Here is a 24501-nt window from a genome sequence, read left to right on the forward strand (position 1 = left end):
ATGAACAAACGAAGCTCTTTCGTGCTTGATGCTCTGCGCTTTGGCGCCCTGGCCGTTGTTCTTATCGTTTTGGTGTTGCTGCCTCTGTTCGATCGGCTTCAAACCCATTGGGCAGGAGAGCCTGTGGTTCTTGAACTCAGGCCCATTGATCCGCGAGATCTTCTGCGCGGTGACTACGTGATTTTGAACCTTGCTCTGACACGCATTTCCTCTGAAGATTTGCCTGAGAGCCGACAGGATGACCTGTCACGGTTTGAAAACGCGGATACCTTATGGGTTGGCTTGGAGCCGCAGGCTGAGGGAAAGCCTGCCAAACTGATGCGCGTGATCTCTGATCGGGCTGAGGGCGAGGCAGGGCTCATCTGGCTTAAAGGTCGGGTGAAGAGCCATAGTTTCAGTTCTGAAAAGCTCACGACGCTTGGGGTGGACTATGGGCTCGATGCTTTTTATGTGCCTGAAGGAAAAGGACTTATGATTGAAGATCTCCCGGCAGATGAGGTGCAACTTGTCGCACTGGTTGATCCGGAGGGTGACAGTGTCGCGTACCAATTGCTTCATAACGGAAAAGAACTTGTGAAAGATGCCGGTTTGTGAGGTTGCCCAGTTTCCTGTGTAGAAAACCAGTCAGCTAAACTGCGATGATTTGAATCCTAGACAGCCCGTGACCACATCCATAACGTCTCTGGCACATCTCGCCCCGAGGGGCGCAGCCTCAATTATCTGCCAGAAATATGCGAAGGACATTCGATGAAGAACAATCCAAAGGTTATTGAGCGCCTGAATACGGCGTTGCAGATGGAACTCGGTGCAATCAACCAATACCTGCTTCACAGCAAGCTTCTGGAAGACATGGGTGTGACGAAACTCGCAGCCAAGGAAATGGAAGAGTCCATCGAAGAGCGTGAGCACGCAGAACGCTATCTTGACCGGATCATCTTCCTGGGTGGCACGCCCAATGTCCAAGAGATCGGTAAAATTCACAGCGGTTCAACCGTTCGCGAAATGCTGGAAGGTGACCTGATTGGCGAGAAGGAGGCTGTGGCTTACTACAGCGAGTCCCGCCGTATCTGTGAAGAGGAAGGCGACTACGTGACCATGCGCCTGTTTGAGGAAATTCTGGCTGACGAAGAAGGTCACTGCGATTTTCTGGAGACACAGTTCGACCTGATCGAGAAGCTGGGCATTGAGAACTACATCAAGCTCAATTCCGGTTCGGCTGACACAGCCGAGTAAGCCCGCTTTACTGTAGCGAGTGATGAGAGGCGCCTTCCGGGGCGCCTTTTTACGTGTGGGCTCTCTTGTTCTGGGCGCAGGCGCAGAACCCTGCGTCAAGACGCGTTGAACAAATGAACAACTAGATACTTCCACTTATTACGTGCTACTCACTCTCAGATATTTCTGGGAGCTGGGTGGAGAGATGAAAGAAGTACTTGCTGAACTTGAGAAGCGTCGAGCCGAAGCTGCTCTGGGAGGAGGACAGCGCCGCATTGATGCTCAGCATGCAAGAGGCAAGCTGACCGCGCGTGAGCGTATCGAGGTGCTTTTGGACGAAGGCTCCTTTGAGGAATACGACATGTTCGTGCAGCATCGCTGTACCGATTTCGGTATGGATGAGGCCCACATACCCGGCGATGGTGTCGTCATTGGCTGTGGCACCATCAACGGCCGTACGGTCTACCTGTTTTCCAAGGACTTTACCGTATTTGGCGGGTCGCTTTCCGAAACCCACGCGCAAAAGATCATGAAGATACAGGATATGGCGTTGCAGAACCGCGCGCCCATCATCGGGATCTTTGATGCCGGAGGCGCGCGCATTCAAGAAGGTGTCGCGGCGCTGGGCGGTTATGGCGAGGTATTCTGGCGCAATGTGCGTGCATCAGGCGTTATTCCGCAGATCTCGGTGATCATGGGGCCTTGTGCGGGTGGAGACGTTTACAGCCCGGCCATGACCGACTTCATCTTCATGGTGCGTGACACCTCCTACATGTTCGTGACGGGCCCAGATGTGGTGAAGACCGTGACCAACGAGACGGTGACAGCCGAAGAGCTGGGCGGAGCATCGATCCACACCACAAAATCGTCTATTGCAGATGGGGCCTATGACAACGACGTGGAAGCCCTTCTGCAAATCCGCCGCGTTGTGGATTTCCTCCCCATGAACAATCAGGCACCTTTGCCTGAGCTGGACGTCTATGATGATCCGGCCCGGCTCGACATGAGCCTCGACAGTCTCATTCCTGATAACCCAAACAAGCCCTATGACATGAAGGAGCTGATCCTTAAAACCGTCGATGAGGGTGATTTCTTTGAGATTCAGGAGAGCTTTGCCAAGAACATCATCGTGGGCTTCGGCAGAGTTGAGGGCCGCACTGTGGGTTTCGTTGCCAATCAGCCAATGGTGTTGGCTGGAGTGCTGGACAGCGATGCCAGCCGCAAGGCAGCGCGGTTCGTTCGCTTCTGCGATTGTTTCGGTATTCCAATTGTGACCTTCGTGGACGTGCCGGGCTTCCTGCCGGGTACGGCGCAGGAGTATGGCGGTCTTATCAAGCATGGTGCCAAGCTGCTGTTCGCGTATGGAGAGGCGACCGTACCGAAAATCACTGTCATTACGCGAAAGGCGTATGGGGGGGCTTATGACGTGATGAGCTCCAAGCACGTGCGCGGCGATGTGAATTACGCTTGGCCCTCTGCGGAGATTGCGGTGATGGGAGCCAAGGGCGCAGTAGAGATTTTGTACCGCTCTGAGCTGGGCGACAAAGACAAGATTGCCGCACGCACCAAGGACTACGAGGACCGGTTCGCAAACCCATTTGTTGCAGCAGAACGGGGTTACATTGATGAGGTGATTAAGCCGCATGCAACGCGGATGCGGATTTCACGCGCCTTGGCAATGCTGCGCAACAAGGTGCAAGAAATGCCTTGGAGAAAGCACGACAATATACCGCTCTAGCCGCAGGAGCCGCCGAGTGAGAAGGGGCCGTTTGGCCCCTTTTTTAGTCGAAGATCCCAAAATCGTAGGGACGAACGCAGGTGTAGCCTATTCGGCATTGCTTGATGTCTTTGGTTTGAACCCATTCTGAGCGGATGGCTTCGTCTCGCTGGCAAAACCGGCGATCCACTACAAAGCGATCAAAGGTTCTGGCACCGGTTGTCAGAACCACCGCGCCGCGTTGTTTGACCAGGTTGCGTGCCTGCTCGCAGGTCATCGTGCGCGTGTCTGGCCGTGCTTGGGCTGAGGCCGCGCTGACCGTCACAACAAGCATGAGAATGGATAGGAGGGCGTGTGCTGCTGACATCTATTCTTCCTTCATCCGCAAAACTGACCACGAGCCGGTGTAGCCTCACATGAGGACGCTCGGGATATTGCTGAAGAATAGAGCGTGATGCCGCCAAGTCACTCTTTGCTAAATCCGGGGGCTCAAGTTGCCGTGAGCACGAAGGTCGGATTTTTGAACAGTCACCCTAAATGAAAGGGGCCAAGCGGCCCCCTGAATGATCAATTGAATACGCCCCATTCGAAGGGGCGCACGCAGATTGAGCCAATCCGGCACTTTTCAACGTCTTTGGTTTTAACCCATTGTGGCTGAGTTACTTCATCAAATGAACAGTACCCTCGATGGGCAACATAGCGATCGTAGTTGTGAGCTGTCGTTGACAGGACAATAGCCCCTTTTTGCTGCACAAGGTCCTTGGCTTGCTGACAGGTCATAGTGCGCACGTCTGGTCGTGCCTGGGCGGCTGCGGATGTGAGCGCTAAAACTAGCAGCAAGGATGACAAGAGAGTGAGTGCTTTGGGCATAGGTTCTCCCTTCATGGACTAAGGGCGGGCGTGCGGCCTTCAGCCCCACGCCTCAATTAAGGATCGATCCTAACCCTAGATGTGGCAGATGTCTGTGTTTGCAATCACTGATCGCAGGCTTCAATCACTGGTAAGCTGGCGCATGCCGGGAAGGGGCGCAGAGCTTGGATTGTTGATCCGATCACGGGTAATTTCGACAGAAAAACTGCCAGCGTGCACCGGCACTGGTGCGCTTGGTTTGCTCAGCCGAACCCGAACGCGCGCGATGCGCAGGTCTTGTTCAAGCACCGCCTCGCACACAGCCCCGGCGAGCCTTTCAATCAGATTGAAGCGGGTCTGAGTGACGACCTGTTCAACGGTTTTTGCTAGTGTGCCGTAGCAGATGGTGTCTTCGTACTGATCGCTCATGGAGGCGGCTGTCAGGTCTGCCCAGCAGGTCAGATCCACAACAAAGCGCTGTCCGAGTTTTGCTTCTTCTTCATAGAGGCCGTGAAAGGCGAAGAAGGAGAGACCTTCAAGATGAATAGCGTCCATTGACAGTTTCCTTTCACAAGGTGTTCGGCTTGGTTGGCAGCAGGTCTAACGCATTCTTACGGAAAACGGGAGCGTCTTTTCAAAGTATCAGGACCTAGCAAAACACCTTGATAACGGTCGGGCATCTCAGTCCTTTTGTGAGGTTGAACTTATGTAAATCCCCGCATACAAACCCCTTTAAGTTTTGGGGGGAATACAACGAGCTCCTGGGGGGAATAGGCCGAATGTTCTCAAAAATTCTCATCGCTAACCGAGGTGAAATTGCTTGCCGTGTGATCCGGTCTGCCAAGGCCATGGGCATCAAGACGGTGGCTGTTTTTTCTGAGGCGGATAAGGACGCACTGCATGTGGAGCTGGCAGACGAAGCCGTTCACATCGGTCCGGCGCCTGCGGCCGACTCCTACCTCGTGGCTGATAAGATCATTGAAGCCTGTCGCCAGACTGGTGCGCAAGCGGTGCATCCGGGTTACGGTTTTCTCTCTGAGCGGGCAGCCTTTGCTGCGGCGCTGAAGGAGGCAGGGATCACCTTCATAGGCCCCAATCCGCGGGCCATCGAGGCGATGGGAGACAAGATTACCTCCAAAAAGTTTGCAGCTGATGCGGGCGTCTCCACCGTGCCGGGCAACATGGGCCTGATTGAAACACCAGAGGATGCGGTGCGCATTGCCGCAGAAATCGGGTTTCCGGTGATGATCAAGGCCTCCGCCGGTGGTGGTGGCAAAGGCATGCGAATTGCCTGGAGCGAAGAAGAAGCGGCGGAAGGTTTTTCCCGTGCCAAGTCGGAGGCAGCGAGTTCCTTTGGAGATGATCGTATCTTCATTGAAAAGTTCATTGAGAACCCGCGCCATATTGAAATTCAGGTCCTCGGCGACAAGCACGGCAACGTCATTTATCTCGGCGAACGCGAATGCTCCATTCAACGCCGGAACCAGAAGGTGATTGAAGAAGCGCCATCCCCGCTGCTGGATGAGGATACCCGTCGGAAGATGGGGGAGCAGGCTGTGGCGCTGGCCAAGGCCGTGGACTATGACAGTGCGGGAACGGTTGAGTTCGTTGCCGGGCAAGACAAGAGCTTCTACTTTCTTGAAATGAACACCCGCCTTCAAGTGGAACACCCAGTGACCGAGCTGATCACCGGGGTTGATCTGGTTGAGCAGATGATCCGTGTGGCGGCCGGAGAGAAGCTGGAGATCTCGCAGGAAGACGTGAAGCTGAACGGTTGGGCCGTTGAAAGCCGCATCTATGCTGAAGATCCGTTTCGGAAGTTCTTGCCGTCTATCGGTCGGCTGACGCGTTATCGCCCTCCACAGGAAGGCACCTTTGGTGATGTGATCGTTCGGAATGACACCGGGGTGGTGGAAGGGTCAGAGATCACCATGTTCTATGATCCGATGATCGCGAAGCTGGTGACCCATGCCCCAACCCGCGATCAAGCTATTGAAGCCATGAGCAGCGCGCTCGATGAATTTCTCGTCGATGGCATTCAACACAATGTGCCGTTCCTTGCGTCGTTGATGAAGCATGAGCGTTGGCGTTCCGGGGAGCTTTCGACCAGCTTTATTGCAGACGAATACCCCGATGGATTTGCTGTCACAGAGGTAGATGAAAAAGCCCGCAATGTGCTGGCTTCCGTCGCGCTCTCCATGCATCTGATCGAGCGTGAACGCTTGGATCACCTGCCGGGGCGCTTGCGCCCTCATTCCGGTCATACACGTCCACATTGGGTGGTCAAAGTGGACGGCACTCCTGTTCCCGTAGAGCTTCATGACGGGTTGCCTGCAACGCCAATTCATATGGATGTGAGTGTTGGCGCGGATGGGGACGTGCGTACGGTGCGTTCGCAGTGGGCTCCGGGTGACCTGATCTGGAAAGGGCGCTATGGCAACGAGGACATCTCGGTGCAGGTGCGCCCGGTCCTGAATGGCTATCGGCTTGATTGGGCAGGGTACTCCGCTGTGTTGCAGGTGCTGCCCCCGCGTGTGGCGGAGCTGGATGCATTGATGCCGGAGAAGGTCGCACCGGATACCTCCAAACTCCTTCTGTGTCCGATGCCTGGCCTCGTTGTTTCCATTAATGTAGCGGAGGGACAAAAGGTTGAGGCGGGTGATCAGCTCGCCATTGTTGAGGCGATGAAAATGGAAAACGTCCTTCGCGCGGAAAGAGATTGTGTGGTAAGTGCAATCAAGGCCGCTCCGGGAGACAGCCTCGCTGTGGATGCGGTCATCATGGAATTTGAATGATCGAGGTGTGGGCGGCACCTCACGAAAGGGTGCTGTGCCTACGTTTCTTTTCGACCTTGATGGGACTTTGACCGAGCCGTTTATCGGCATTACTTCCAGCGTGCAATATGCTCTGAAAGGCCTTGGGGCGCCTGTTCCCGAGGCCGATGAGCTGCGCTTCACCATTGGCCCGCCGCTGGGGAAGAGCTTTGAGATCCTTCTGAATACAGCCGAGAAAGCTGTTATTGATGAGGCTGTTCGGCTTTACCGAGAGCGCTATGCGAAGGTGGGGCTCTATGAGAACTACGTCTATGACGGTATTCCAGAGCTGCTGACCACACTTCGAAACGCCGGGCACGTACTTTTTGTATGCACCTCCAAGCTGCGCCCTGTGGCTGAGCAGGTCCTAGAGCATTTCAAGCTCGCACCGTTCTTCTCCAAGGTCTATGGCAGTGAGGCGGATGGCCGGTTTGAAGGCAAGGTGGAGTTGCTTGCCCACCTTTTGGATCAGCAGAGTGTTGACCCGAACGGCGCAGTGATGATTGGTGACCGCATGCATGACCTGATTGCCGCTCGCGAAAACGGGGTGCGCAGCATCGCTGTAATGTGGGGTCACGGCTCTCGTGAAGAGCTGGAAATGCACAAGCCGTGGCAGATCGTCGAGACACCAGTCCAACTCGGAGACGTTCTGGCGGTCGCCTGAGGTCATTTGGCTTTCAGTTTTTGGAGAAACGAATGGCAGTTTATTTTGCCTATGGACGCATGATGCATCCAGATGAAATGGAAACGAAGTGCCCGGGTGCCAAGTGCCTTGGTCCTGCGTTTATGGATGGGTATCGCTTCATCATTACTTCCGAAGGTACCCACTCAATGGTGCAGGCACCGGGAAAGCGTGTTCATGGCGTCTTGTGGGACTTGCGTATTGCGCATGTGACAGTGGTCGACAGTGCCGAGGCCCTGTTTCGCCGCGCCCAGGACAAGGTTCTGCTGCCGGTTCGTTGTGGCAACATCACACGAAACGCCATCGTTTACTTTGGCAAGACCAGCCGAACGGGCAAGCCTCACGCCAAAGCTTGGGACAAGATTGTGCCAGCAGCCGAGCATTGGAAGTTTCCAGCCCAGTACATTGATGAGCTGAAAAAATGGGGCCTGTGAGCCGCAGGATGTTTTCAGTGATACTAAAAAAGCACTCGCGCTTCTGATTTTCTACTGGTAGAGATGCTGGAGTGTGATGCGATTCATGACCTTGTGAGTCCATTGCCATTCTCAGGGCGGGGTGGAAGTCCCCACCGGCGGTAATGGGCTGCTGCTCCTAGTCCGCGAGCGCCTCTGCTTTATAAGTTGAGGGTCAGCAGATCCGGTGAGATCCCGGAACCGACGGTCATAGTCCGGATGAAAGAGAAACTCGGCATGAGGGCATTCCTTTGTCATTCGTGCTGAATGAGGCCCTGATTCAATTTCGGGCTGCCCGTAAGGGCCTATTGGATCAGAGAGCATGAGATACAACTTGTTTTTCTTCCCCGTGTGGGCGAGGGCGTTGCCATGACCAACGCTTCTATGGCTGCACACAGCAAAAGCGCCATTTCCGGCGCGTTCTGGATGGTTCTGGCGGGTTCAGCCTTCGCTCTGTCCAACACTGCCATGCAGTTTCTTACCATGAACCTTGGGCTGGCCTCGCCAAGTGCCACGTTCTGGCAATACTTCATCTCTCTTGTTGCGATGATTCCAGTGGTTTGGCGGATTGGCTTTTCCGGCCTCAAGACGAAACGACTTGGCCTTCATGTCCTTCGCGTCGTTCTGGCCGCGCTGGGCGTTCAGCTGTGGGTTGCCAGTCTTGCCTATCCTGTCCCGATCTGGCAGGCCATTGCACTGCTCATGACCTCACCGTTCTTCGTGACCATTGGTGCAGCGCTTTTCTTGCGAGAGGGGGTGAGCCTGACACGCTGGGGGGCTACAGCGCTGGGTTTTTTTGGCGGAATGATCATTCTGTCACCTTGGTCTGATGCGTTTCAATGGGGCGCACTTTTGCCAATCGGTGCTGCATTGCTCTGGGGGGCATCCATCCTCTGCATGAAGAAGTTGGAAGAAGATGAGAGCCCGCAATCCGTAACGCTTTATCTGCTGCTGTTCCTGACGCCTATCAACTTGGCGCTGGCTTTAGGGGCGGGCTTTGAAATCCCATCCTCTTACACCGCATGGTGGCTGGTGATTACGGCGGGGCTGCTGGGCGCGGTTGCCAACAGCACACTTGCCATGGCCTATGCCCGCGCCGATGCTGCATATCTGCAGCCCTTCGATCACCTGAAGTTGCCGCTCAATGTGCTCTGCGGCTTTCTGGTGTTTGGCTGGGTGCCACCCGGCAATCTATGGCTCGGTGCAGCCATGATCATCGGCGCTTCACTGTTTATCGTGAACGCAGAACGCAAGACCCAAGATGCTTGATTAGAGCCACAAGGCCTGCCTAAACTCCCTCGGCAGGCCTTTTTGTTTTCTAGCGGAGCACAATCACCGAAGAGCTGCGGGAGGCGCTTCATGTTTAGCGTTCATGTGATGATTTCAGGACGGGTGCAAGGCGTGGGTTACCGGCGCTGGTTTCAGCAAAAGGCGCGCGGTTTGGACCTGTCTGGCTGGGTGCGCAACCTGCAGGACGGCCGTGTAGAGGCGCAGGTATCTGGCCCCCGCGAGAAGGTGGAAGCCTTGCTGACCGCGGCCCTTGAAGGGCCGACCTTCTCATCCGTTGATGAAGTGGAACGCCTTGGGCCTGGAGAGGCCCAAGATGGACCGTTTAGAATCGCTTTCTAAGCGGTCTCGGTGGAGTTGTAGGGAACAGCCAAACCCGTTGCCCCTATGGGCTCTACAGGCCCGAACACAGCCTCAAACCGCGCCCTTAGAACGCTGTCGTTCTCTTCCATGGTGACTGGCAAGCCAAGATCAACAAGGCTGGTCACCCCGTGCTGCTGGATGCCACAGGGCACGATACCGCTGAAATGGTCCAGATCCGGGTCTACGTTGAAGCTGATGCCGTGGAACGTAACCCATTTGCGCAGACGAATGCCGATGGCGGCAATCTTGTCCTCAACGCCTGCGCCTTTCTCTGGCCGTTGCACCCAGACACCGACGCGATCTTCACGGCGCTCGCCGCGCACATGATAGTCCCATAGCGATGAGATGACCCATTCTTCCAATGCTGCCACAAAGGCCCTCACGTCCTGTGTACGCCGCTTGAGGTCCAGCATGACATAGGCAACGCGCTGGCCCGGTCCATGATAGGTGTACTGGCCACCGCGGCCCGTCTCATAAACGGGAAAGCGGTCAGGGGATATCAAGTCTTTCGCTTCCGCGCTGGTGCCGGCTGTGTAAAGAGGCGGGTGCTCCAACAACCAGACACGTTCGCGGGCTTCACCCTTTGCGATTGCAGCAACACGGCTCTCCATCTCAGCGCTTGCGACCTCATAGGGCACAAGACCATCGTCGATTACCCACTCTACTGGTGGTGTTTCAACGGTTGGATGAAAACTGGTGGCTAGGGTCTGCCGATCTACCATGGCTCTGACTTGTCTTCTTGATTGTGAGAACAACTGGAATCCTTAATGGCGAATAACCGCAAAATCCAGTAGGGTGCAAGCGTTGCGCACGAAGGATGTGTACCGACCATTTAGGCTTGGAATTTGCGAATGACCACCTTTGACAAGATCGCCGTTGATATTTCTGTTGTGTTGGGCCGTTCTGAAATGCCGGTTCACCAGCTTTTGCGTATGGGGCGTGGTGCCGTGATTGAGCTGGATGCGACAGAAGAGGACGAAGTCGAGGTTCTGGCAAACAAAATTCCGGTTGCGAAAGGGCAGGTGACGCTTGTGGGCGATAAAGTCGGCATCAAAATCACTAAGATATTGAAAAGACGGCCAGAAGTGCGCCCGGCGCGCGAGGATGATCGCATATAGCAGGGGCAGGGTATTGCGCCCTATGGTGGAAAACTCGGGCTCTGGAACGTTGATTTCCTAAAAAATTTGGCTTGTTGTGAATATCTTATGACGAAGCCCTTGCGCGGTACATAGCAGTTGGCTATACACCGCTCACCGACGGCGAGGACAGCACCGCTGACCCGCCGAGCCACAGTTTAGCGGCCGTGGCGGAATTGGTAGACGCGCAGCGTTGAGGTCGCTGTGGGGTAAAACCCGTGGAAGTTCGAGTCTTCTCGGCCGCACCAAAATCCCCGAGCTCTGAAAAGAGCCGGGGATTTTTGCTTTCAAGGGCTGCACACCTTGGCAGCTAAATCCGATGTCCTTTCCCAAGTTTTTATGGATTCCTGATGGTTCCAGCGTTTAATACAGCTGTGGCTAGGAATGCCTCTACGCCAACTTGGTGTTGCTCTGTGCTCTGTGGGCAGATAAGCCAACGCATAGTGAAGTTTCTCTCTCTGGCCGGATTCGCCGGTGTCTGGAGGTCCCTTGGTCGAAAATAATCTTGCAGAAGCGATTGAGACAGGCGCCCCAGATATGCCAGTTCGCGATGACAATGGCCATTTGAACCTCGTTTGGGTCAAGGCCGTTGAAGAGGCCATTGCTGCGAACGATGGCGCGCAGGTGAAGAACCTTGCCGGCGATTTGCATGAAGCAGATGCGGGTGAGTTGATTGAGACGCTCTCTCCAGAGGACCGTGTGAAGCTGGTTGAAATGCTCGGAGAGGCGTTCGACTTCACAGCGCTTACGGAGACCGATGAACAGGTTCGCCTGAAGCTTCTGGAAGATCTGCCAGCTGAAGCTGTTGCGCAAGGTATTGGTGAGCTTGAGTCCGATGATGCGGTCTTCATTCTGGAAGACATGGAGCAAGATGAGCAGGACAAGATTCTTGCTGAACTGCCCAATGTTGACAGCACACAGCTGCGCCGAGCACTCGAGTACCCTGAGGATACGGCGGGCCGTTTGGTCCAGACCGATTTCATCGCCCTGCCGCCGTTCTGGACTGTGGGGCAGGTGATTGACCACATTCGTGGTTCAAGCGATCTGCCTGAGCGCTTCTACGAAATTTATGTTGTCGATCCGGGCTTTCGGCTCTTGGGTGCTGTGTCTTTGGATCGGCTGCTGGCCACCAAGCGCAGCAAGAAGATCTCCAAGATCATGGAGGAGACCCGACATCTGGTGCGGGTCAATGAGGACCAAGAAGAGGTGGCGCGCAAGTTCGAGCGTTACAATCTTGTCTCTCTTGCTGTAACCGATGAAGCAGACCGTCTGGTGGGTATCATCACCGTGGATGACATCGTTGATGTTATTCAGGAAGAGGCACAGGAGGACATGATGGGTCTTGCCGGTGTGGGTGATGAAGAAATCTCGGACGATGTTTTGGAAACGGCGCGTTCCCGTATCACATGGCTGGTGGTGAACGTCTTTACGGCGCTTCTTGCGGCCACCGTTATTTCCATGTTCGAGGCCACCATTGAAATGATGGTGGCGCTGGCCGTCCTGATGCCGATTGTGGCTTCCATGGGGGGGAACTCCGGCACCCAAACCATGGCGGTGACAGTGCGCGCAATTGCCACCAAAGACCTCAACAAGAGAAACCTGTTCCGGGTTTTGCGCCGTGAGCTGCTCGTAGGGCTTATCAATGGCGTGGTTCTCGGCATCTTGATTGGCATTATTGCCGCTGTTTGGTTTGCGAACCCCGAGATCGGGATGGTGATCGCCACAGCAGTGCTGCTGAATACCGTGTGTTCGGCCCTGTTCGGCTTGCTGGTACCGATGGGGCTCAATCAGGTTGGAGCGGACCCTGCATTGGCGTCCTCCGTGTTTGTGACCATGATTACCGATGTGGTCGGCTTCTTCTCTTTCTTGTTTCTGGCTGCGTGGTGGTTCGGTCTGCCGTTCTGACACAGACAAGTGGCTAAGGGACAGGCTTAAAGCCCCCTGCTACGGTCTTCCCGACATCCTCGGGAGGGCGTGATGAGTGTTTTTACACCGCGATTTGAGGGCTGGAGGGAGCGAGTAGAGCTTAGCTTTCGCAGCCAGCCTTTGATGCAGTTTATCGGGGCGAACATCACCGATATCAAGCCTGGAGCCGTCGCTCTGGAGCTGCCAAAGAAGGATGGCCTGTTGCAACAGCACGGCTTTTTTCATGGCGGCATCATATCCAGCATCGCGGATGTGGCGGCAGGCTGGTCAGCGCTTTCGCTCATGGCGGAGGATACAGGTGTTCTGACCGCTGAATTCAAGCTGAACCTGCTCAATCCTGGTGAAGGAGATTTGCTGCTTGCGCGTGGAGTGGTGTTGAAGCCCGGACGAATGCTAACCGTTGTTCAGTCTGACGTTTATTGCCTGAATGAAAACAGCGAGGTGCATGTTGCCACTGGGTTGTTTACAATGGTCGGGAAGCAGGGGCTTACCCTATAGCCCGCACCTTTTTGGAGATTGGAATGCGTATCAACACCAGCCGCGGTCTGCGGGATCTTGGCGATATCCTGAAGCATCTGGAGGCCACACTGGAGCCTCATGGATTCGTATTCGCCAGCTTCCCTAGGCTGTCGCTCTCTGAGGTGGCGCAATACGATCCCATTGGCACCTTTCAGGAGGGTGAGGAAATCACAGCCATCCTGACTGTTGAGCAGGCTGGCGTCGCCGGGGCTCCTACAGAGCCTGTGTTTCGGCATATTGCGCTATCTGTCCATTCCTCATTGGAAGCCGTTGGGCTTACGGCCGCCATAGCCAATGCGCTTGCTGCTGAGGGAATACCTGCAAATGTGGTGGCGGGGTATTACCACGACCACGTGTTTGTCCCCGAGGAGCGTGCTGAGGAAGCGCTTGAAGCCATTCGGTCCTTGAAGAATCAGGGAGATTGATCGGCAAGCTATCCGTTAGAGGCGACGGGCCGTGCGCCGCTGCTGACGATCCTGTTTCAGGAGGTGCAGAAACTCGTCTGCGCTGACCGCTGGAGAATACAGAAAGCCTTGGTATTCTTGGCAGTGAACGGTTCGGATCTGTGCCAGTTGTTCAAGGGTCTCAATGCCTTCCGCCACGATTGAAAGGTTCAAGAGGCGTCCCATCTGGGTAATCATTTGCACGATCGGCCACCGCTTTCGGTCACTGATGAAAGAGCGGTCAATCTTCAGAGCCGAAACGGGGTATCGCTGCAGATAACCCAGGTTCGAGTAGCCCGTGCCAAAGTCGTCGATCTCCAGTTGGAAACCCGCATCGCGCAATTGTGTGAGTTGATGCAGCGTCGTCGCGGTCTCTTTGAGGAGCAAGCTTTCAGTAATCTCGAACTTCACACGGGAAGGGGTGATGTCGAGCTTGCTGGCCAGATCAATGAGTATTTCCGGCAGGGGTTCACGTTTGAACTGGGCTGGGGAGAGGTTGATGGACAAGGTGACCGGATACCCCTGTTCCTCCCAGGCTTTTTGCTGGCGCATGGCGTTTTCTGCAACCCACTCGCCTATGGCATCGATCAGCCCGGTTTCTTCTGCGACTTCGATGAACACACCAGCGGATATGAGACCGCGTGATGGGTGATGCCAGCGCAACAGGCTTTCTGCCCCTGTAATATGATTGTTCTGTGCATTGAGACGGGGCTGATAGTGAAGTTCGAACTCGTCGTTGTTGATGGCATGGCGCAGCGCATTTTCTACACGCAGGCGCTCCTCAGCATCCTCTGCCATACGGGTATTGAAGAAACAGTATCGATCGCGCCCCAGATCCTTTGCGCGGTACATGGCAAGGTCTGCTTTGCGCATCAAGGTGTCGAGGTCGCGGCCATGCTCTGGATAGAGTGCAACGCCCACAGACAGGGTGATTTGCAAATTGTGCCCGCCGACAACATACGGTCTTGAGAGTTCTTGGCGCATGTGTTCGGCAACTTCCTCAATCAGGTCATGATCCGGGAAGTTTGAGAGCAGTAGTACAAACTCGTCACCGCCAAGGCGGGCAACAAAGCCCAGGTCCTTTCCGATCGCCTCAAGCCGTTTTGCAACCTGAATGAGTAGGTCGTCACCGACCAGATGGCCGAGGGTGTCATTGATGGTCTTGAAGCGGTCGAGATCAACGAAAAGCATGGCCCCCTGGGCGTCGTTGAGTTCGGCCTCATCGAGGTGGCGATTGATGGCAATTTCGAGATAGGTGCGGTTGGGCAGGCCCGTCAACGTATCGTGATGGGCGAGGTAACGTACCTCGTGTTCCGCTTCGAGGCGTTTGGTAACATCAATTGCGCTGATCAGGATGGTTTGCTCGCCGGTTACCGGATCGTGTCCGCGCCGTGCCGTCACATCATGCCAGCGATTGCCTTCACCGGCCTTCATCAGGCAGACCAGATTGGTCTGAAGGCGGGTTTGCAGCGCTTCGCGAATGGCGTGATAGTCGCGATCATTGCAAAAGCGGTCTGGCAGGTTGGCTGCGCTTTTGGGGCGGTGCAAACGGCTCACCGGGTTCTCATAGATGAGTTCGCCACTCTCCGTATACATGGATATCATGGAGTTGGTGAACAGCAACGCTTGTGCGATGCGCAACTGAGAGACGTCCGTGTTTGAGATGGAAGTGACTTGCACCAAAAGGCCGAGGCGGCCGTCGGTAAAGGGTTGTTCGTCGACCGCACAGGTGATGTTCGTCGGTTGGCCATCGATAACAACTGTAACGGACTCGGTTCTTTCCTCGTCTTCCGTGTTTGCAAGAAGGTAGTTGCGCAGCCGGCGAATATGGGCCGGATCACTAAAGGGGGCCGGGAGGGCAAGCGATTCTTGGTGATTGAAGGTGTCGCTGTCCAACTTCATGAAGTCGAGGCCAGCGCGGTTTGCCCATGTAATGCGAATATTTTCAAGGTCGAGCACATAAACAGGGATTTCGATCTTGGCCAGAACCCGGGCATCGGTTTGCGGTATTTTCCCGAGAGGAGGCAAGGTGCCAAGCTTCCGCCGTGACATAAACGCGGCAGGTTGAATCACCTTCTCCTCGGAGTGTTCCGAAGCCTTCGAACTTTCTGACACGATTAAGCCAGCCCCAAATAGTTATAAATGCCCATTACCCATAGAAAGTTTCGTCGAAAATAATTATCAAATTCTACAGATGTGAACGGGTATAGGCGGATCTTTGCTAGATCATGCTTAACGAAAGATAACCAAACGAGAGGCTGTCGTTTTCCCGCATCCACGAGGACAGCTTGTCGCACTGGAGCTGGAAAACGGGGAGGGGCTTTGGGACCACACTTTTTTACCGGGACTATCTCAGTGAATAATAGTTTGGTGTTTGCGAGCAGCGCTCCCATCTTCTAAGAATAGGTAACTTCACCCGCCGCAACTGGCGGCAGCAATCTTTAAGGGAGCAAGTCACTCGTATGACGGACTATTCCTCTCCGATGCCTCATTATCTTGATGACGAAGGCGAAACGGCAAAATCTGAAAAGTCCATTCCAGTGGACAAGCACCTGTTTGACGCTCGTACGGTTCTGATCACAGGTCAAATCTCGCAGGAACTTGCTCAGGACGTCTGTTCTCGGTTGTTGGCTTTGTCTCAGGTCTCCGATGATCCAATCACCGTGATCGTTTCTTCTCCGGGCGGCCATGTGGAATCCGGTGACATGATTCATGACACCATCCGCTTCATTCGCCCTGAAGTGCGTATGCTTGGTATGGGCTGGGTCGCAAGTGCGGGCGCATTGATTTACGTTTCAGTGCCAAAGGAACGTCGCCTGTGTACGCCGAACACTCGTTTCCTGTTGCACCAACCATCGGGTGGCGCTGGCGGCATGGCGACCGACATTGAAATTCAAGCAAAAGAGATCCTGAAGATGCGTGATCGCCTCAATCAGATCTTTGCCGATGCTACGGGCCAGCCGATTGAGCGTATTGAGAAAGATACGGACCGCGACTACTGGATGTCTCCGGCAGAAGGCATTGAATACGGTTTGGTCGGCCGCGTCGTGAACAGCGCAAAAGAACTGGACTAGCGGTTCAAGACACTGTTCTGAAGTGAAAGAAAGCGGTCCTTGAGGCCGCTTTTTTTGTTGCCCAAACGCACCACATTGCCGCGCGGTCATGGAGATATGTTTTTGCGGCTTGCGAAAATTCGGTTGTGGTACTAAATGCATCTACGCCTCCCGGATGTGACATGAGTGCCACATTGAGGCTTGGAGTGTTTCATCTCCGCCTGTCCAAACCACTTCTCCTCACCCATGTCGTTAGAGTGTCAAACCGCCAGTTGACGGTGTGTTCAGAAGTGATTGTTCGATCCTTCCCGTTCCTTGCTTTACATGAAGGGGATTGATCTTATCTATCAATAACAAGTGCTTTACGCGGAGAAACGCATGTTCATCCATGGCGCCATTCTGTCGGCTGATATCGTGAGCTGGCTCTACGAGAAAGCTCGCTTCTATCCGAACATTTCGCAGGTGCTTGAAGAGTTGGTGGAACGCACGCGTGAAGCAGGAATGCTGGTTGATCGGATGTGGATCAGCATTCCGGTCCTCCATCCGTCACTTCGCGCAAAGGGCTTTCATTGGACCTTAGAAAAAGGAGTAGAGCTGCGATATTATCGCGGTGAGCCCGCACTTGAGCAAATGTACCTGAACAGCCCTCTAAAGGTGGTGCACGACACAGGCGAGTCAGTGCGCTTACAGATTACACAGGAAGCTCAAGAGAACGAGTTCGGCATTGTGCCCGATCTGAGGGAAGCTGGCTTTACGGACTATATCGCCATGCCCCTTGTTTTTTCTGAAGCCACCCCTGGCACAGTGAGTATGGCAACGCGCGAGTCCGTTGGCTTCAACGACGCCGATATCTTGGCGTTTGAGACCATTGCCCAGCCGCTCAGCATGCTGTGTGAGGCGCAAGCCCTAAAAGAAAAGGCTGAAACCGTTCTGAACACCTATGTTGGTCCGCGGGCAGGTGCGCGTGTATTGAACGGCGAGATCAAGCGTGGGGATGGTGAGCGCATCTCGGCAATCGTTGGCTTTGCAGACTTGCGGGGCTTTACGCAGCTGTCCAATCAGCTGCCGAGCGACAAGATCATAGAGCTATTGAATATTTATTTCGGTGCCATGTCTGAGGCCGTCGAGCGTAATGGCGGTGAGGTGCTAAAGTTCATCGGTGATGAAGTGCTCTCTGTCTTTCCCTATGAAAACGAAGAGGGGGCCCGCGTCGCGGCCATGCAGGCGCTTTTGACAGCGAAGGAAACAATGCAAGGGATCCAGCGCGCAAATGACACCAGTTGCCCCATGCTGCCCGATTTGCGCCTGGGAATGGGTCTTCATGCGGGAGACGTCTTCTTCGGAAACGTAGGGGGAGAGACACGCCTCGACTTTACTGTCGTTGGGCCCACCGTCAACAAGGCTTCCCGGATCGCAGGCCTTTCCAAAGACCTCAATCAGGACATTCTGACTTCCAAGGAATTTGCCGATATTCTGGGCTGCCATGCGGGGGCGCTGGGCTCTTATTACCTGAAAGGGTTTGAGGAGCCACAGCCGGTATTTACGGCACCTGAACACGGCAGCGACTGCAAGACCGAAGAAGGAAAGCTTGCTTGGGATGCTTATGGCGCCCTGAAAACCAACGCCTCGTAATTTTTCCCATCCGTTTGGATGAAAACAAAAAACCCGCCACGGTCCTCCGGGCGGGTTTTGTTTTGACTTGCATGAATCTTTTGGGGGTCAAAGCAACACTGCACGTGCCTTCGAGAAAAACTGGCGCCGGACCAGCACCATAAACACAAAGAGCGTTGCCGCCATAAAGACATGCGGACCGCCATACCAACCAAGAAAACCCACGGAAAAGAACAGACTGGCCTGTCCTCGGCTGAAATGGCGCCCTGCCAGCGTCACAAACTTTGCGGCTCGATCCACTCTCTCCAAGGCTTCAGGATCCTCCTTGCCTTGCGTGTCAGCGACACTGCCCATGATGATTGTGGCATAGTTGAACAGGCGGTAGGCCCAACCGAACTTAAAGAACGAGTAGGCAAGGATGACGATCAGGCCGATGGCCTTGGTCTCCCAGTGCGCAGGATCCGGTGTCAGTTGGATCGGCAGTTCTTTGGCAAGTTCAACCACCTTGTCAGTTGAATTGAGAATGGCGAATGCGCCGCCAATGGCCAGTAGGGAGGTGGAGGCAAAGAAGGATGTGCCCTGCTGAAGGCCTGCTGCAATGTTGGTATCGGCAATTCTCATCTGCCGCGACAACATGGCGCGCAACCACGTGTGACGGTAGGCATCCATCATGTGAGTGAGAGATTTTTCACGCCATGGACTTGCATAGATCAGCCAGCTGTAGAGCAGCCAGCAGAACAAAAAAAAGATCAATGCGCCGATATCAAATGGACTCAAATGCTCCATTTTTGGCCTTTCTCTGCCGTTTTTTCACGCTATTCTTGCCCGGGGTGTGTTCGAAATACTCTTGACACGAATTCACCATGTTTTATCGCCTGCTTAGTGACGTCCTCAAGAAGTAAACGCGAGGTTAACGGATGGGTGGGGCGTGGTTCCACAGGAAATATGGCAGTTCGATGTCAATTAGGGGCTTGCGTCTCAGATCGAGACGGGCTAATCACCACCCCCGCAGCGCAATGAGTTTTCGTTTGCGCGCTATTTACAACAACTCATGGTGTTTTATGGACCAGGAAGTTCAGAAGTCCTGCTGGGGCGTGACGGCGAGAGCAGTTGTCGCATTAGGGGGCGCGCTGGCGCTGATCTATGTATTCGCAGGGGCTGGCGCCTAGCCAAGGCCCGCCGACTGGCGAATAAGGTTTCTATAGAAGGGGTGCAGATTACGGTCTGCACCTTTTTCTTTTGTAGGCCAAATCACCCAAAGGTGTGTTGCAGGCTCTTTCCTTGCAAAGCTCATATTGATAAACAGCTGCCATGGCATTGCATCTTGTAAAATTATGCGTGGGCGTTGATAGCCCGGATCAGCTTCAGCAATACATCGAGCACCGGCAGGTGCTGGCGCTCGCAGCGGGCGTCTCTGATGAGCAAGTCCATACGACCCGCATGGTCCCCACACGAATAGAGGAACTGCTTGATGGTGGCTCTCTCTACTGGGTTATCAAGGGATCCATTCAGGTGCGCCAAAAACTCATCGATATTCGCGTGCTTAAGGACGATGGCGGTCGCAAGCAGTGTGAGCTGGTCTTGGAGCCGCACTTGGTACACACGCATCAGCAGCCGCGCCGCCCATTTCAGGGCTGGCGCTATTTGAAGGCCGAAGACGCTCCCGCGGACATGCGCATATCAGCGGTGTCCGGCGATATTCCGGAGAGCATGCGTCAGGAGCTTCAAGAGCTCTGCCTAATCTAGCTGTATGTCGTTTTTTCGATTGCGCTTGTGAAGGAAATTTGCCTTCTCTCATCTTGCTTTAGCGGTTTCCTACCTCACATGACTGACAAGCCTTTCCGCTTCCGTTAACAGGAGTGGCTTGGTAAGCGGTGGTGTTTGCACTTATACTGACATTCAGCCTTTCAGAATGTTGGGTTTGGAGGCCTTTAAATGAAAGATAAGCAAGATGCGCTTTTAAAGCGTACCGACCTCCCAGAGCAGTCCTCTTCTTCTCAGGACATTCAAGCGTTCCTCAAAGCAGCCAGATCGATTGGTGCCCCAAAAACCGCCGGTGAGAATGGCCGGTTGGTGTTCGCACTGGATGCCACCATGAGCCGGCAACCGACGTGGGATCAAGCCTGCCACCTGCAGGCCGAAATGTTCCACGAGGCGGGCAAGGTCGGCGGTCTGGATGTGCAGCTCGTCTATTTTCGCGGCTTCGGCGAGTGCCGTGCTTCGAAGTGGGCGAGAGATGCTACTCAGTTGGCCTCTATGATGGGGCGGATCCATTGTCAGGGTGGGAGGACGCAGATCCGAAAAGTCCTCAAACACACCATCGCAGAGACGCGAAAGAAAAAGGTTCAGGCGCTGATCTATATCGGTGACTGTATGGAGGAGGAGCCTGATCTGTTGTGTGATCATGCCGGCGAACTGGGTTTGCTGGGCGTGCCCACATTCATGTTTCAAGAGGGCAATGACCCATTGGCGGAGCATACCTTCAAAGAGGTAGCGCGATTGACCAAAGGGGTCTTCCATCGATTTGACAGACAATCTGCAGAGCGCTTGCGCCAGCTCCTCGGAGCTGTGGCAGCCTATTCGGCAGGTGGTCGTGTTGCCTTGGAGAATTTGAGCAACAGTGGCCACAAGGGCGCTCAGTTGCTGATTGGAGATATGCGATAGCGATGGCTTATCTGGTTGCAGGAGGGCTGGTTCTGGCCCTTTCCATTTATCTTGCGAATGCTTTCACGAAGTCCAACCCGGCTGAACTGGCCAGAAAAATCAAGCTGGTTGGCGGAATTTTTCTGATACCGGTCTGCATATTTCTGGTTGTCACAGGGCGCTGGCTCGTTGCCATACCGCTTGCAGCTGTCGCCTTGTCGCTCTTTGGCGTTCGTGGCTTTTCGCCGTTTGCGGGCCTTCGTGGTCTCAACCTAGGAGGGCTTGGTGGCGATCCGTTTGGCGCATCACGAGGAAATCAAAAGTCCTCAGTGCGTTCGGCGTTCTTTGAGATGGCTCTGGATCACGACAGCGGTGAGATGGATGGCCGGGTGCGGTCGGGACGCTACTCCGGCCAAAGGCTGAGTGATTTGTCCATGGAGGACATGAAGAGCCTCTGGCGAGAAGTTTCTGGAGATCAGGACAGCCTGACTCTATTCGAAACTTATCTCGACAGCCGGTTCGCCGACTGGCGTGTACACTTCCAGTCGGACTCCACATCTGGGCATAGCCAGTCTTCGAGCTCTGGCTCCCTGACTGAAGAGGAGGCCTACGAGATTCTTGGTCTTTCCCCGGGGGCCAGCACGGAGGAAATCCGAGCGGCCCACCGCAGACTGATCAAGAGAGTTCATCCGGACAGCGGCGGCTCCGCGGTCCTTGCTGCTAAGCTCAACGAGGCGAAGGATAGGCTTCTCAACAGACATTAGTTATCACCGTTACGCAAGTTACTGATATACGGCATAGCAAGAGTAGTTTGCTCTTTTCAGGGACTTACAAGCGTCCCAAGCGGCAGTTTTCGTTTCAAATCCAATGAACCGGGCGCGGTACAGCGTCTGGTTTTTCGTGCGGACCGGCTCAGTGTACATGGAATAGCGCTTCAGCTTTCCACCGGTTGCTGCACGGGCTTTTTCTAGCATTGCAATGGCCTGCTCCTGACTGGCAGACGCGGAGATCTGCACGTGCCAGCTTGGCTCTGGTTCGGCGCTTGCTGCCGGTACCTGCTGCTGTGCAGCGTTCTGGACAGGGGCTGCAGCCGGAAGGGCGGTTGGCGCAACTGAGGCGACCTTGATGGGCTCTTCTGGGTTTGCAATTGGAGCCAGAGATTCGTGGCTCTCAAGCATTTGTGCGATCGGATCTCCGCCAGGCTTGGTGCTTGGTGTTATTGAAGCTTGAGCATAGGCCATTACCGGCGTGGATGCTGTTGCTGAACCGAAGCTTGGCTTGGAGTTTGGCAGCGCGGCCAGCGTTTGTGGCAGAGAAGTCGGGCTGCCAGCGAGCAGAAGCGGCGCGGTACGTGGGCCACGGCTAGCTTTGCCCAAGTAGCGGTTGATCAGGTCCACCATGTGTGCGTCGCGGCTGCGACCAGTTCGTCCGCCCATGACAACGGCCACGATGTGGCGGCCATCACGTTCCACGTTGGTTACGAGGTTGAAACCAGAAGCGCGAGTGTAGCCGGTTTTAATACCGTCAACGCCGCGAACAGATCCCAGCAGTCGGTTGTGGTTGCGCAGGCTCGTCTTGCCGTACTTGTAGGAGCGGGTGTTGAAGTACTTGTAGTATTTCGGAAACCGATCCTGAATGGCGCGGCCGAGCAACGACAGGTCATAAGCGGTTGTGACCTGTTTGCTGTTTGGCAGACCGTGCGGGTTCTTGAATACCGTATTTTGCATGCCGATGCGGCGCGCAGTTGCTGTCATCCGGCGCGCGAAGGCCGCTTCTGATCCGGAGATGTGTTCAGCAATCACCGTGGAGGCGTCGTTTGCTGAACGGGTGATCAGAGCGAAAATCGCATCTTTCACGCGCAAGGTGCCGCCTGCCTTAAGCCAGAGCTTGGTTGGCGGGCGCTGAGAAGCGTATTTGGATACGCGCATGCGGGTGTTCAAAGACATGCGACCGGCTTCCATTTCCTCAAAGAGGACATAGAGGGTCATGATCTTTGTTGTTGAAGCTGGGAAACGCCGTGCGTGGGCGTTGTCCTGATAAAGCACCTTGCCTGTCTTGGCGTCGACGACGACGCCCGCATACTTTGAGTTCGCCTCAGCTACTGTAGCTGTTGCCACCAACGTGGTCGCAACCAGGCCCGCCGTAGCAATCAGGCTGAAAGTCTTCTTGATACGTGACAGTGGTCCAAAAAAACGCAGACCCATAACTCGCCCCATTAGCAGTAAGCATTTGTTTTCGCGTTTGAAACGCGCACTCAACGACGGCTTGCAAGATCAAGCGAGATTCGCGTGATCCGTGCGGGTGTAAAAATCAGGAAAAGCCCCCAAACCGCTTCATGCCCAAAATGATGCAAACGCGGTTACGAATGTGTAAATGCCCGGCATCATTTTCATGTTTTTATCCCCTACCAAAATTAACGCAGCGTCACTAGCAGTTAGTAGTTGAATAATGCGATGCGGCATATTTTGACTTTTATTGTGCGGTGCGGTATAGGTGTTTCCTGTTAGTTTTCTGAGGGCTACCGCAGGTGCGTTGGTCTATTTTACTCTCTGAAATATTGGGGACATTGGTATGATGGGTGGTTTTGAAGAACTTCAGAAAATCCAGAAGGACAATTCTGAGATGGTAATGGAGAGCATTAGCGCGCTCTCAAAGGGGATGCAGGCGGTCTCCAACGAGCTCTCTGAGTATCAGAAGAAGTCATGGAAAGAGAGCAGCGATGCCATGTCTGCTGTCATGGGGGCAGGCACCTTGGACAAGGCATTTGAAGCACAGAACTCCTACGCCAAGTCCAGCTACGAGAACTTCGTCACCGAGATGACCAAGCTGGGTGAGATGTACAGCGAGATGGCTAAAGATGCATACAAGCCGTTCTCCAACATCATGCCTGAAGCCAAAAAGTAATTTTTCCCGTTTCAAATTGAGCTGATTGGAAAGCCCGGGTCTATTGGCTCGGGCTTTTTGTTGCCTACACTTTATATATATGAGACGTGTTTCGGCGGGGTGCTATCCCCACTACCATCCAAAAGCAGCTTATCACTTGGTTTATGCACCACGAAAATGCTCGGTTTCTGGGTTTGAATTTTGCAAACACCGTGCACAATGGTTTTAAGTAGAGTGATGAAGAGGGGTGGTGTGGTAACAGACACCGATTGTATTCTGGAACACTGCCTCTATTTAACATGAAGAACGTGGGTTCCAATCGATAGACCAAGTTGGGCATGAAGGTAAGTAAAATGGCAGTTGAGCAGCATTTTCGCGGAGATGCTGAAAGTCTGTTGTCGGTTTGTGATCCAAAAACAGTGGTGTTTGATCAATTAAACTTGAGTGCAGCAGGGTTGGGAACAATATTTCAAACATCATTTAGTTCTAGGGTGAAATTTTCCCCCTTGAATTCGAGGGGCTCTTGTTTAAATACTATCAAGGTCCCGGATTTATACATGATGGGGCACGAGGAATATATGAGTGGCAGAGACGATCCGGACGACGGTGGTGATGGCGGAACGGTCACTGTAACCAAGACGAAGCCGAAGGTTAAACGGCCAAGTCTCTACAGGGTGCTGCTCTTGAATGATGACTACACTCCCATGGAGTTCGTCATCCACGTTGTTGAGCGGTTCTTTCACAAGAGCCGGGAAGACGCGACGCGGATCATGCTCCATGTTCATCACCACGGCGTCGGTGAATGCGGCGTCTTCACTTACGAAGTGGCTGAAACGAAGGTCACGCAAGTTATGGATTTCGCCCGAAAACATCAACATCCATTGCAGTGTGTTATGGAGAAAAAGTAATAGG

The 24501-nt window shown here is 54.3% G+C and carries 26 protein-coding genes, 1 tRNA gene and 1 riboswitch; of the genes, 20 read left to right on the plus strand and 7 right to left on the minus strand.

Going from position 1 to position 24501, the window contains the following annotated elements; all coding sequences use genetic code 11:
- The 3 genes from PUV47_RS12060 to PUV47_RS12070 all read left to right on the plus strand — a co-directional run bounded on the left by PUV47_RS12060 (position 1) and on the right by PUV47_RS12070 (position 2950).
- Entirely contained in the window at positions 1-594 is a 594-nt protein-coding gene (locus PUV47_RS12060; RefSeq protein WP_274218807.1) for a GDYXXLXY domain-containing protein, read from the plus strand.
- A gap of 153 nt (positions 595-747) precedes the next feature.
- Positions 748-1233, plus strand: a complete 486-nt coding sequence (gene bfr / locus PUV47_RS12065; RefSeq protein WP_274218808.1) for a bacterioferritin — start codon at positions 748-750, stop codon at positions 1231-1233.
- Positions 1234-1417: 184 nt separating this feature from the next.
- A complete protein-coding gene (locus PUV47_RS12070) occupies positions 1418-2950 on the plus strand; it encodes an acyl-CoA carboxylase subunit beta (RefSeq protein ID WP_274218809.1) in 1533 nt (510 codons plus the stop codon).
- A gap of 43 nt (positions 2951-2993) precedes the next feature.
- On the opposite strand, the gene PUV47_RS12075 is transcribed toward PUV47_RS12070, so the two are convergent.
- From PUV47_RS12075 to folB, 3 genes are all read right to left on the minus strand, one after another.
- On the minus strand, positions 2994-3296 hold the full coding sequence (locus PUV47_RS12075) for a hypothetical protein (protein WP_274218810.1): 303 nt from the start codon (positions 3294-3296) through the stop codon (positions 2994-2996).
- Positions 3297-3496: 200 nt separating this feature from the next.
- Positions 3497-3799: a hypothetical protein gene (locus PUV47_RS12080; RefSeq protein ID WP_274218811.1), complete on the minus strand. Its 303-nt coding sequence runs from the start codon at positions 3797-3799 to the stop codon at positions 3497-3499.
- 120 nt (positions 3800-3919) lie between these two features.
- Positions 3920-4333, minus strand: a complete 414-nt coding sequence (gene folB / locus PUV47_RS12085) for a dihydroneopterin aldolase (protein WP_274218812.1) — start codon at positions 4331-4333, stop codon at positions 3920-3922.
- 224 nt (positions 4334-4557) lie between these two features.
- Here folB and accC point away from each other — a divergent pair, with 224 nt between their 5' ends.
- From accC to PUV47_RS12110, 5 genes are all read left to right on the plus strand, one after another.
- Positions 4558-6573: an acetyl-CoA carboxylase biotin carboxylase subunit gene (gene accC, locus PUV47_RS12090; protein WP_274218813.1), complete on the plus strand. Its 2016-nt coding sequence runs from the start codon at positions 4558-4560 to the stop codon at positions 6571-6573.
- Positions 6574-6607: 34 nt separating this feature from the next.
- Positions 6608-7255 carry an HAD hydrolase-like protein gene (locus tag PUV47_RS12095; protein WP_274218814.1) on the plus strand — a complete coding sequence of 216 codons (648 nt, stop codon included), beginning with the start codon at positions 6608-6610 and terminating at the stop codon, positions 7253-7255.
- A gap of 32 nt (positions 7256-7287) precedes the next feature.
- A complete protein-coding gene (locus PUV47_RS12100) occupies positions 7288-7707 on the plus strand; it encodes a gamma-glutamylcyclotransferase family protein (RefSeq protein WP_274218815.1) in 420 nt (139 codons plus the stop codon).
- 103 nt (positions 7708-7810) lie between these two features.
- Positions 7811-7960, plus strand: a riboswitch (FMN riboswitch).
- A gap of 134 nt (positions 7961-8094) precedes the next feature.
- A complete protein-coding gene (locus PUV47_RS12105) occupies positions 8095-8994 on the plus strand; it encodes a DMT family transporter (protein ID WP_274218816.1) in 900 nt (299 codons plus the stop codon).
- A gap of 90 nt (positions 8995-9084) precedes the next feature.
- A complete protein-coding gene (locus tag PUV47_RS12110) occupies positions 9085-9354 on the plus strand; it encodes an acylphosphatase (RefSeq protein WP_274218817.1) in 270 nt (89 codons plus the stop codon).
- Here PUV47_RS12110 and lipB read toward each other — a convergent pair.
- Positions 9351-10097, minus strand: a complete 747-nt coding sequence (gene lipB, locus PUV47_RS12115; protein WP_274218818.1) for a lipoyl(octanoyl) transferase LipB — start codon at positions 10095-10097, stop codon at positions 9351-9353. The two genes, PUV47_RS12110 and lipB, sit on opposite strands and share 4 nt — an antisense overlap.
- Positions 10098-10226: 129 nt before the next feature.
- Here lipB and PUV47_RS12120 point away from each other — a divergent pair, with 129 nt between their 5' ends.
- The 5 genes from PUV47_RS12120 (at position 10227) to PUV47_RS12140 (ending at position 13381) form a co-directional block, all read left to right on the plus strand.
- The gene (locus PUV47_RS12120) at positions 10227-10493 is read left to right on the plus strand and encodes a FliM/FliN family flagellar motor switch protein (RefSeq protein WP_274218819.1); all 267 of its coding nucleotides are present in this window, start codon (positions 10227-10229) and stop codon (positions 10491-10493) included.
- Between the two features lie 179 nt (positions 10494-10672).
- A tRNA-Leu gene (locus tag PUV47_RS12125) sits at positions 10673-10759 on the plus strand.
- 289 nt (positions 10760-11048) lie between these two features.
- Positions 11049-12416, plus strand: coding sequence for a magnesium transporter (gene mgtE / locus PUV47_RS12130; RefSeq protein ID WP_274218891.1), 1368 nt, complete (start codon positions 11049-11051; stop codon positions 12414-12416).
- Positions 12417-12488: 72 nt separating this feature from the next.
- A complete protein-coding gene (locus PUV47_RS12135) occupies positions 12489-12935 on the plus strand; it encodes a PaaI family thioesterase (protein WP_274218820.1) in 447 nt (148 codons plus the stop codon).
- 23 nt (positions 12936-12958) lie between these two features.
- Complete coding sequence (locus PUV47_RS12140) at positions 12959-13381, plus strand: ACT domain-containing protein (protein ID WP_274218821.1); 423 nt, start codon at positions 12959-12961, stop codon at positions 13379-13381.
- A gap of 15 nt (positions 13382-13396) precedes the next feature.
- Here PUV47_RS12140 and PUV47_RS12145 read toward each other — a convergent pair whose 3' ends face one another.
- Positions 13397-15514, minus strand: a complete 2118-nt coding sequence (locus PUV47_RS12145; protein WP_274218822.1) for a putative bifunctional diguanylate cyclase/phosphodiesterase — start codon at positions 15512-15514, stop codon at positions 13397-13399.
- Between the two features lie 347 nt (positions 15515-15861).
- On the opposite strand from PUV47_RS12145, the gene PUV47_RS12150 reads away from it, so the two are divergent.
- Together PUV47_RS12150 and PUV47_RS12155 are read left to right on the plus strand one after the other, a co-directional pair.
- The gene (locus tag PUV47_RS12150; RefSeq protein WP_274218823.1) at positions 15862-16473 is read left to right on the plus strand and encodes an ATP-dependent Clp protease proteolytic subunit; all 612 of its coding nucleotides are present in this window, start codon (positions 15862-15864) and stop codon (positions 16471-16473) included.
- 357 nt (positions 16474-16830) lie between these two features.
- Positions 16831-18084 (plus strand): adenylate/guanylate cyclase domain-containing protein, encoded by a 1254-nt coding sequence (locus tag PUV47_RS12155; protein ID WP_274218824.1) that lies wholly within the window; start codon positions 16831-16833, stop codon positions 18082-18084.
- An 87-nt stretch (positions 18085-18171) separates the two neighbouring features.
- Here PUV47_RS12155 and PUV47_RS12160 read toward each other — a convergent pair whose 3' ends face one another.
- Positions 18172-18849 (minus strand): DUF599 domain-containing protein, encoded by a 678-nt coding sequence (locus PUV47_RS12160; protein WP_274218825.1) that lies wholly within the window; start codon positions 18847-18849, stop codon positions 18172-18174.
- A gap of 525 nt (positions 18850-19374) precedes the next feature.
- Here PUV47_RS12160 and PUV47_RS12165 point away from each other — a divergent pair.
- The 3 genes from PUV47_RS12165 (at position 19375) to PUV47_RS12175 (ending at position 21470) form a co-directional block, all read left to right on the plus strand.
- Positions 19375-19809, plus strand: coding sequence for a DUF1489 family protein (locus PUV47_RS12165; RefSeq protein WP_274218826.1), 435 nt, complete (start codon positions 19375-19377; stop codon positions 19807-19809).
- Between the two features lie 189 nt (positions 19810-19998).
- Entirely contained in the window at positions 19999-20727 is a 729-nt protein-coding gene (locus tag PUV47_RS12170; RefSeq protein ID WP_274218827.1) for a VWA domain-containing protein, read from the plus strand.
- 2 nt (positions 20728-20729) lie between these two features.
- Entirely contained in the window at positions 20730-21470 is a 741-nt protein-coding gene (locus PUV47_RS12175; RefSeq protein ID WP_274218828.1) for a DnaJ domain-containing protein, read from the plus strand.
- A gap of 18 nt (positions 21471-21488) precedes the next feature.
- Here the strand turns inward: PUV47_RS12175 and PUV47_RS12180 are convergent, their stop codons facing one another.
- Entirely contained in the window at positions 21489-22910 is a 1422-nt protein-coding gene (locus PUV47_RS12180; protein WP_274218829.1) for a D-alanyl-D-alanine carboxypeptidase, read from the minus strand.
- 367 nt (positions 22911-23277) lie between these two features.
- Here PUV47_RS12180 and PUV47_RS12185 point away from each other — a divergent pair, with 367 nt between their 5' ends.
- Together PUV47_RS12185 and clpS are read left to right on the plus strand one after the other, a co-directional pair.
- A complete protein-coding gene (locus tag PUV47_RS12185) occupies positions 23278-23610 on the plus strand; it encodes a phasin family protein (protein ID WP_274218830.1) in 333 nt (110 codons plus the stop codon).
- 557 nt (positions 23611-24167) lie between these two features.
- The gene (gene clpS, locus PUV47_RS12190; protein WP_274218831.1) at positions 24168-24497 is read left to right on the plus strand and encodes an ATP-dependent Clp protease adapter ClpS; all 330 of its coding nucleotides are present in this window, start codon (positions 24168-24170) and stop codon (positions 24495-24497) included.
- Positions 24498-24501: the final 4 nt, after the last annotated feature.

Source organism: Pseudovibrio exalbescens, from assembly GCF_028737195.1.
Classification (GTDB): domain Bacteria; phylum Pseudomonadota; class Alphaproteobacteria; order Rhizobiales; family Stappiaceae; genus Pseudovibrio; species Pseudovibrio zosterae.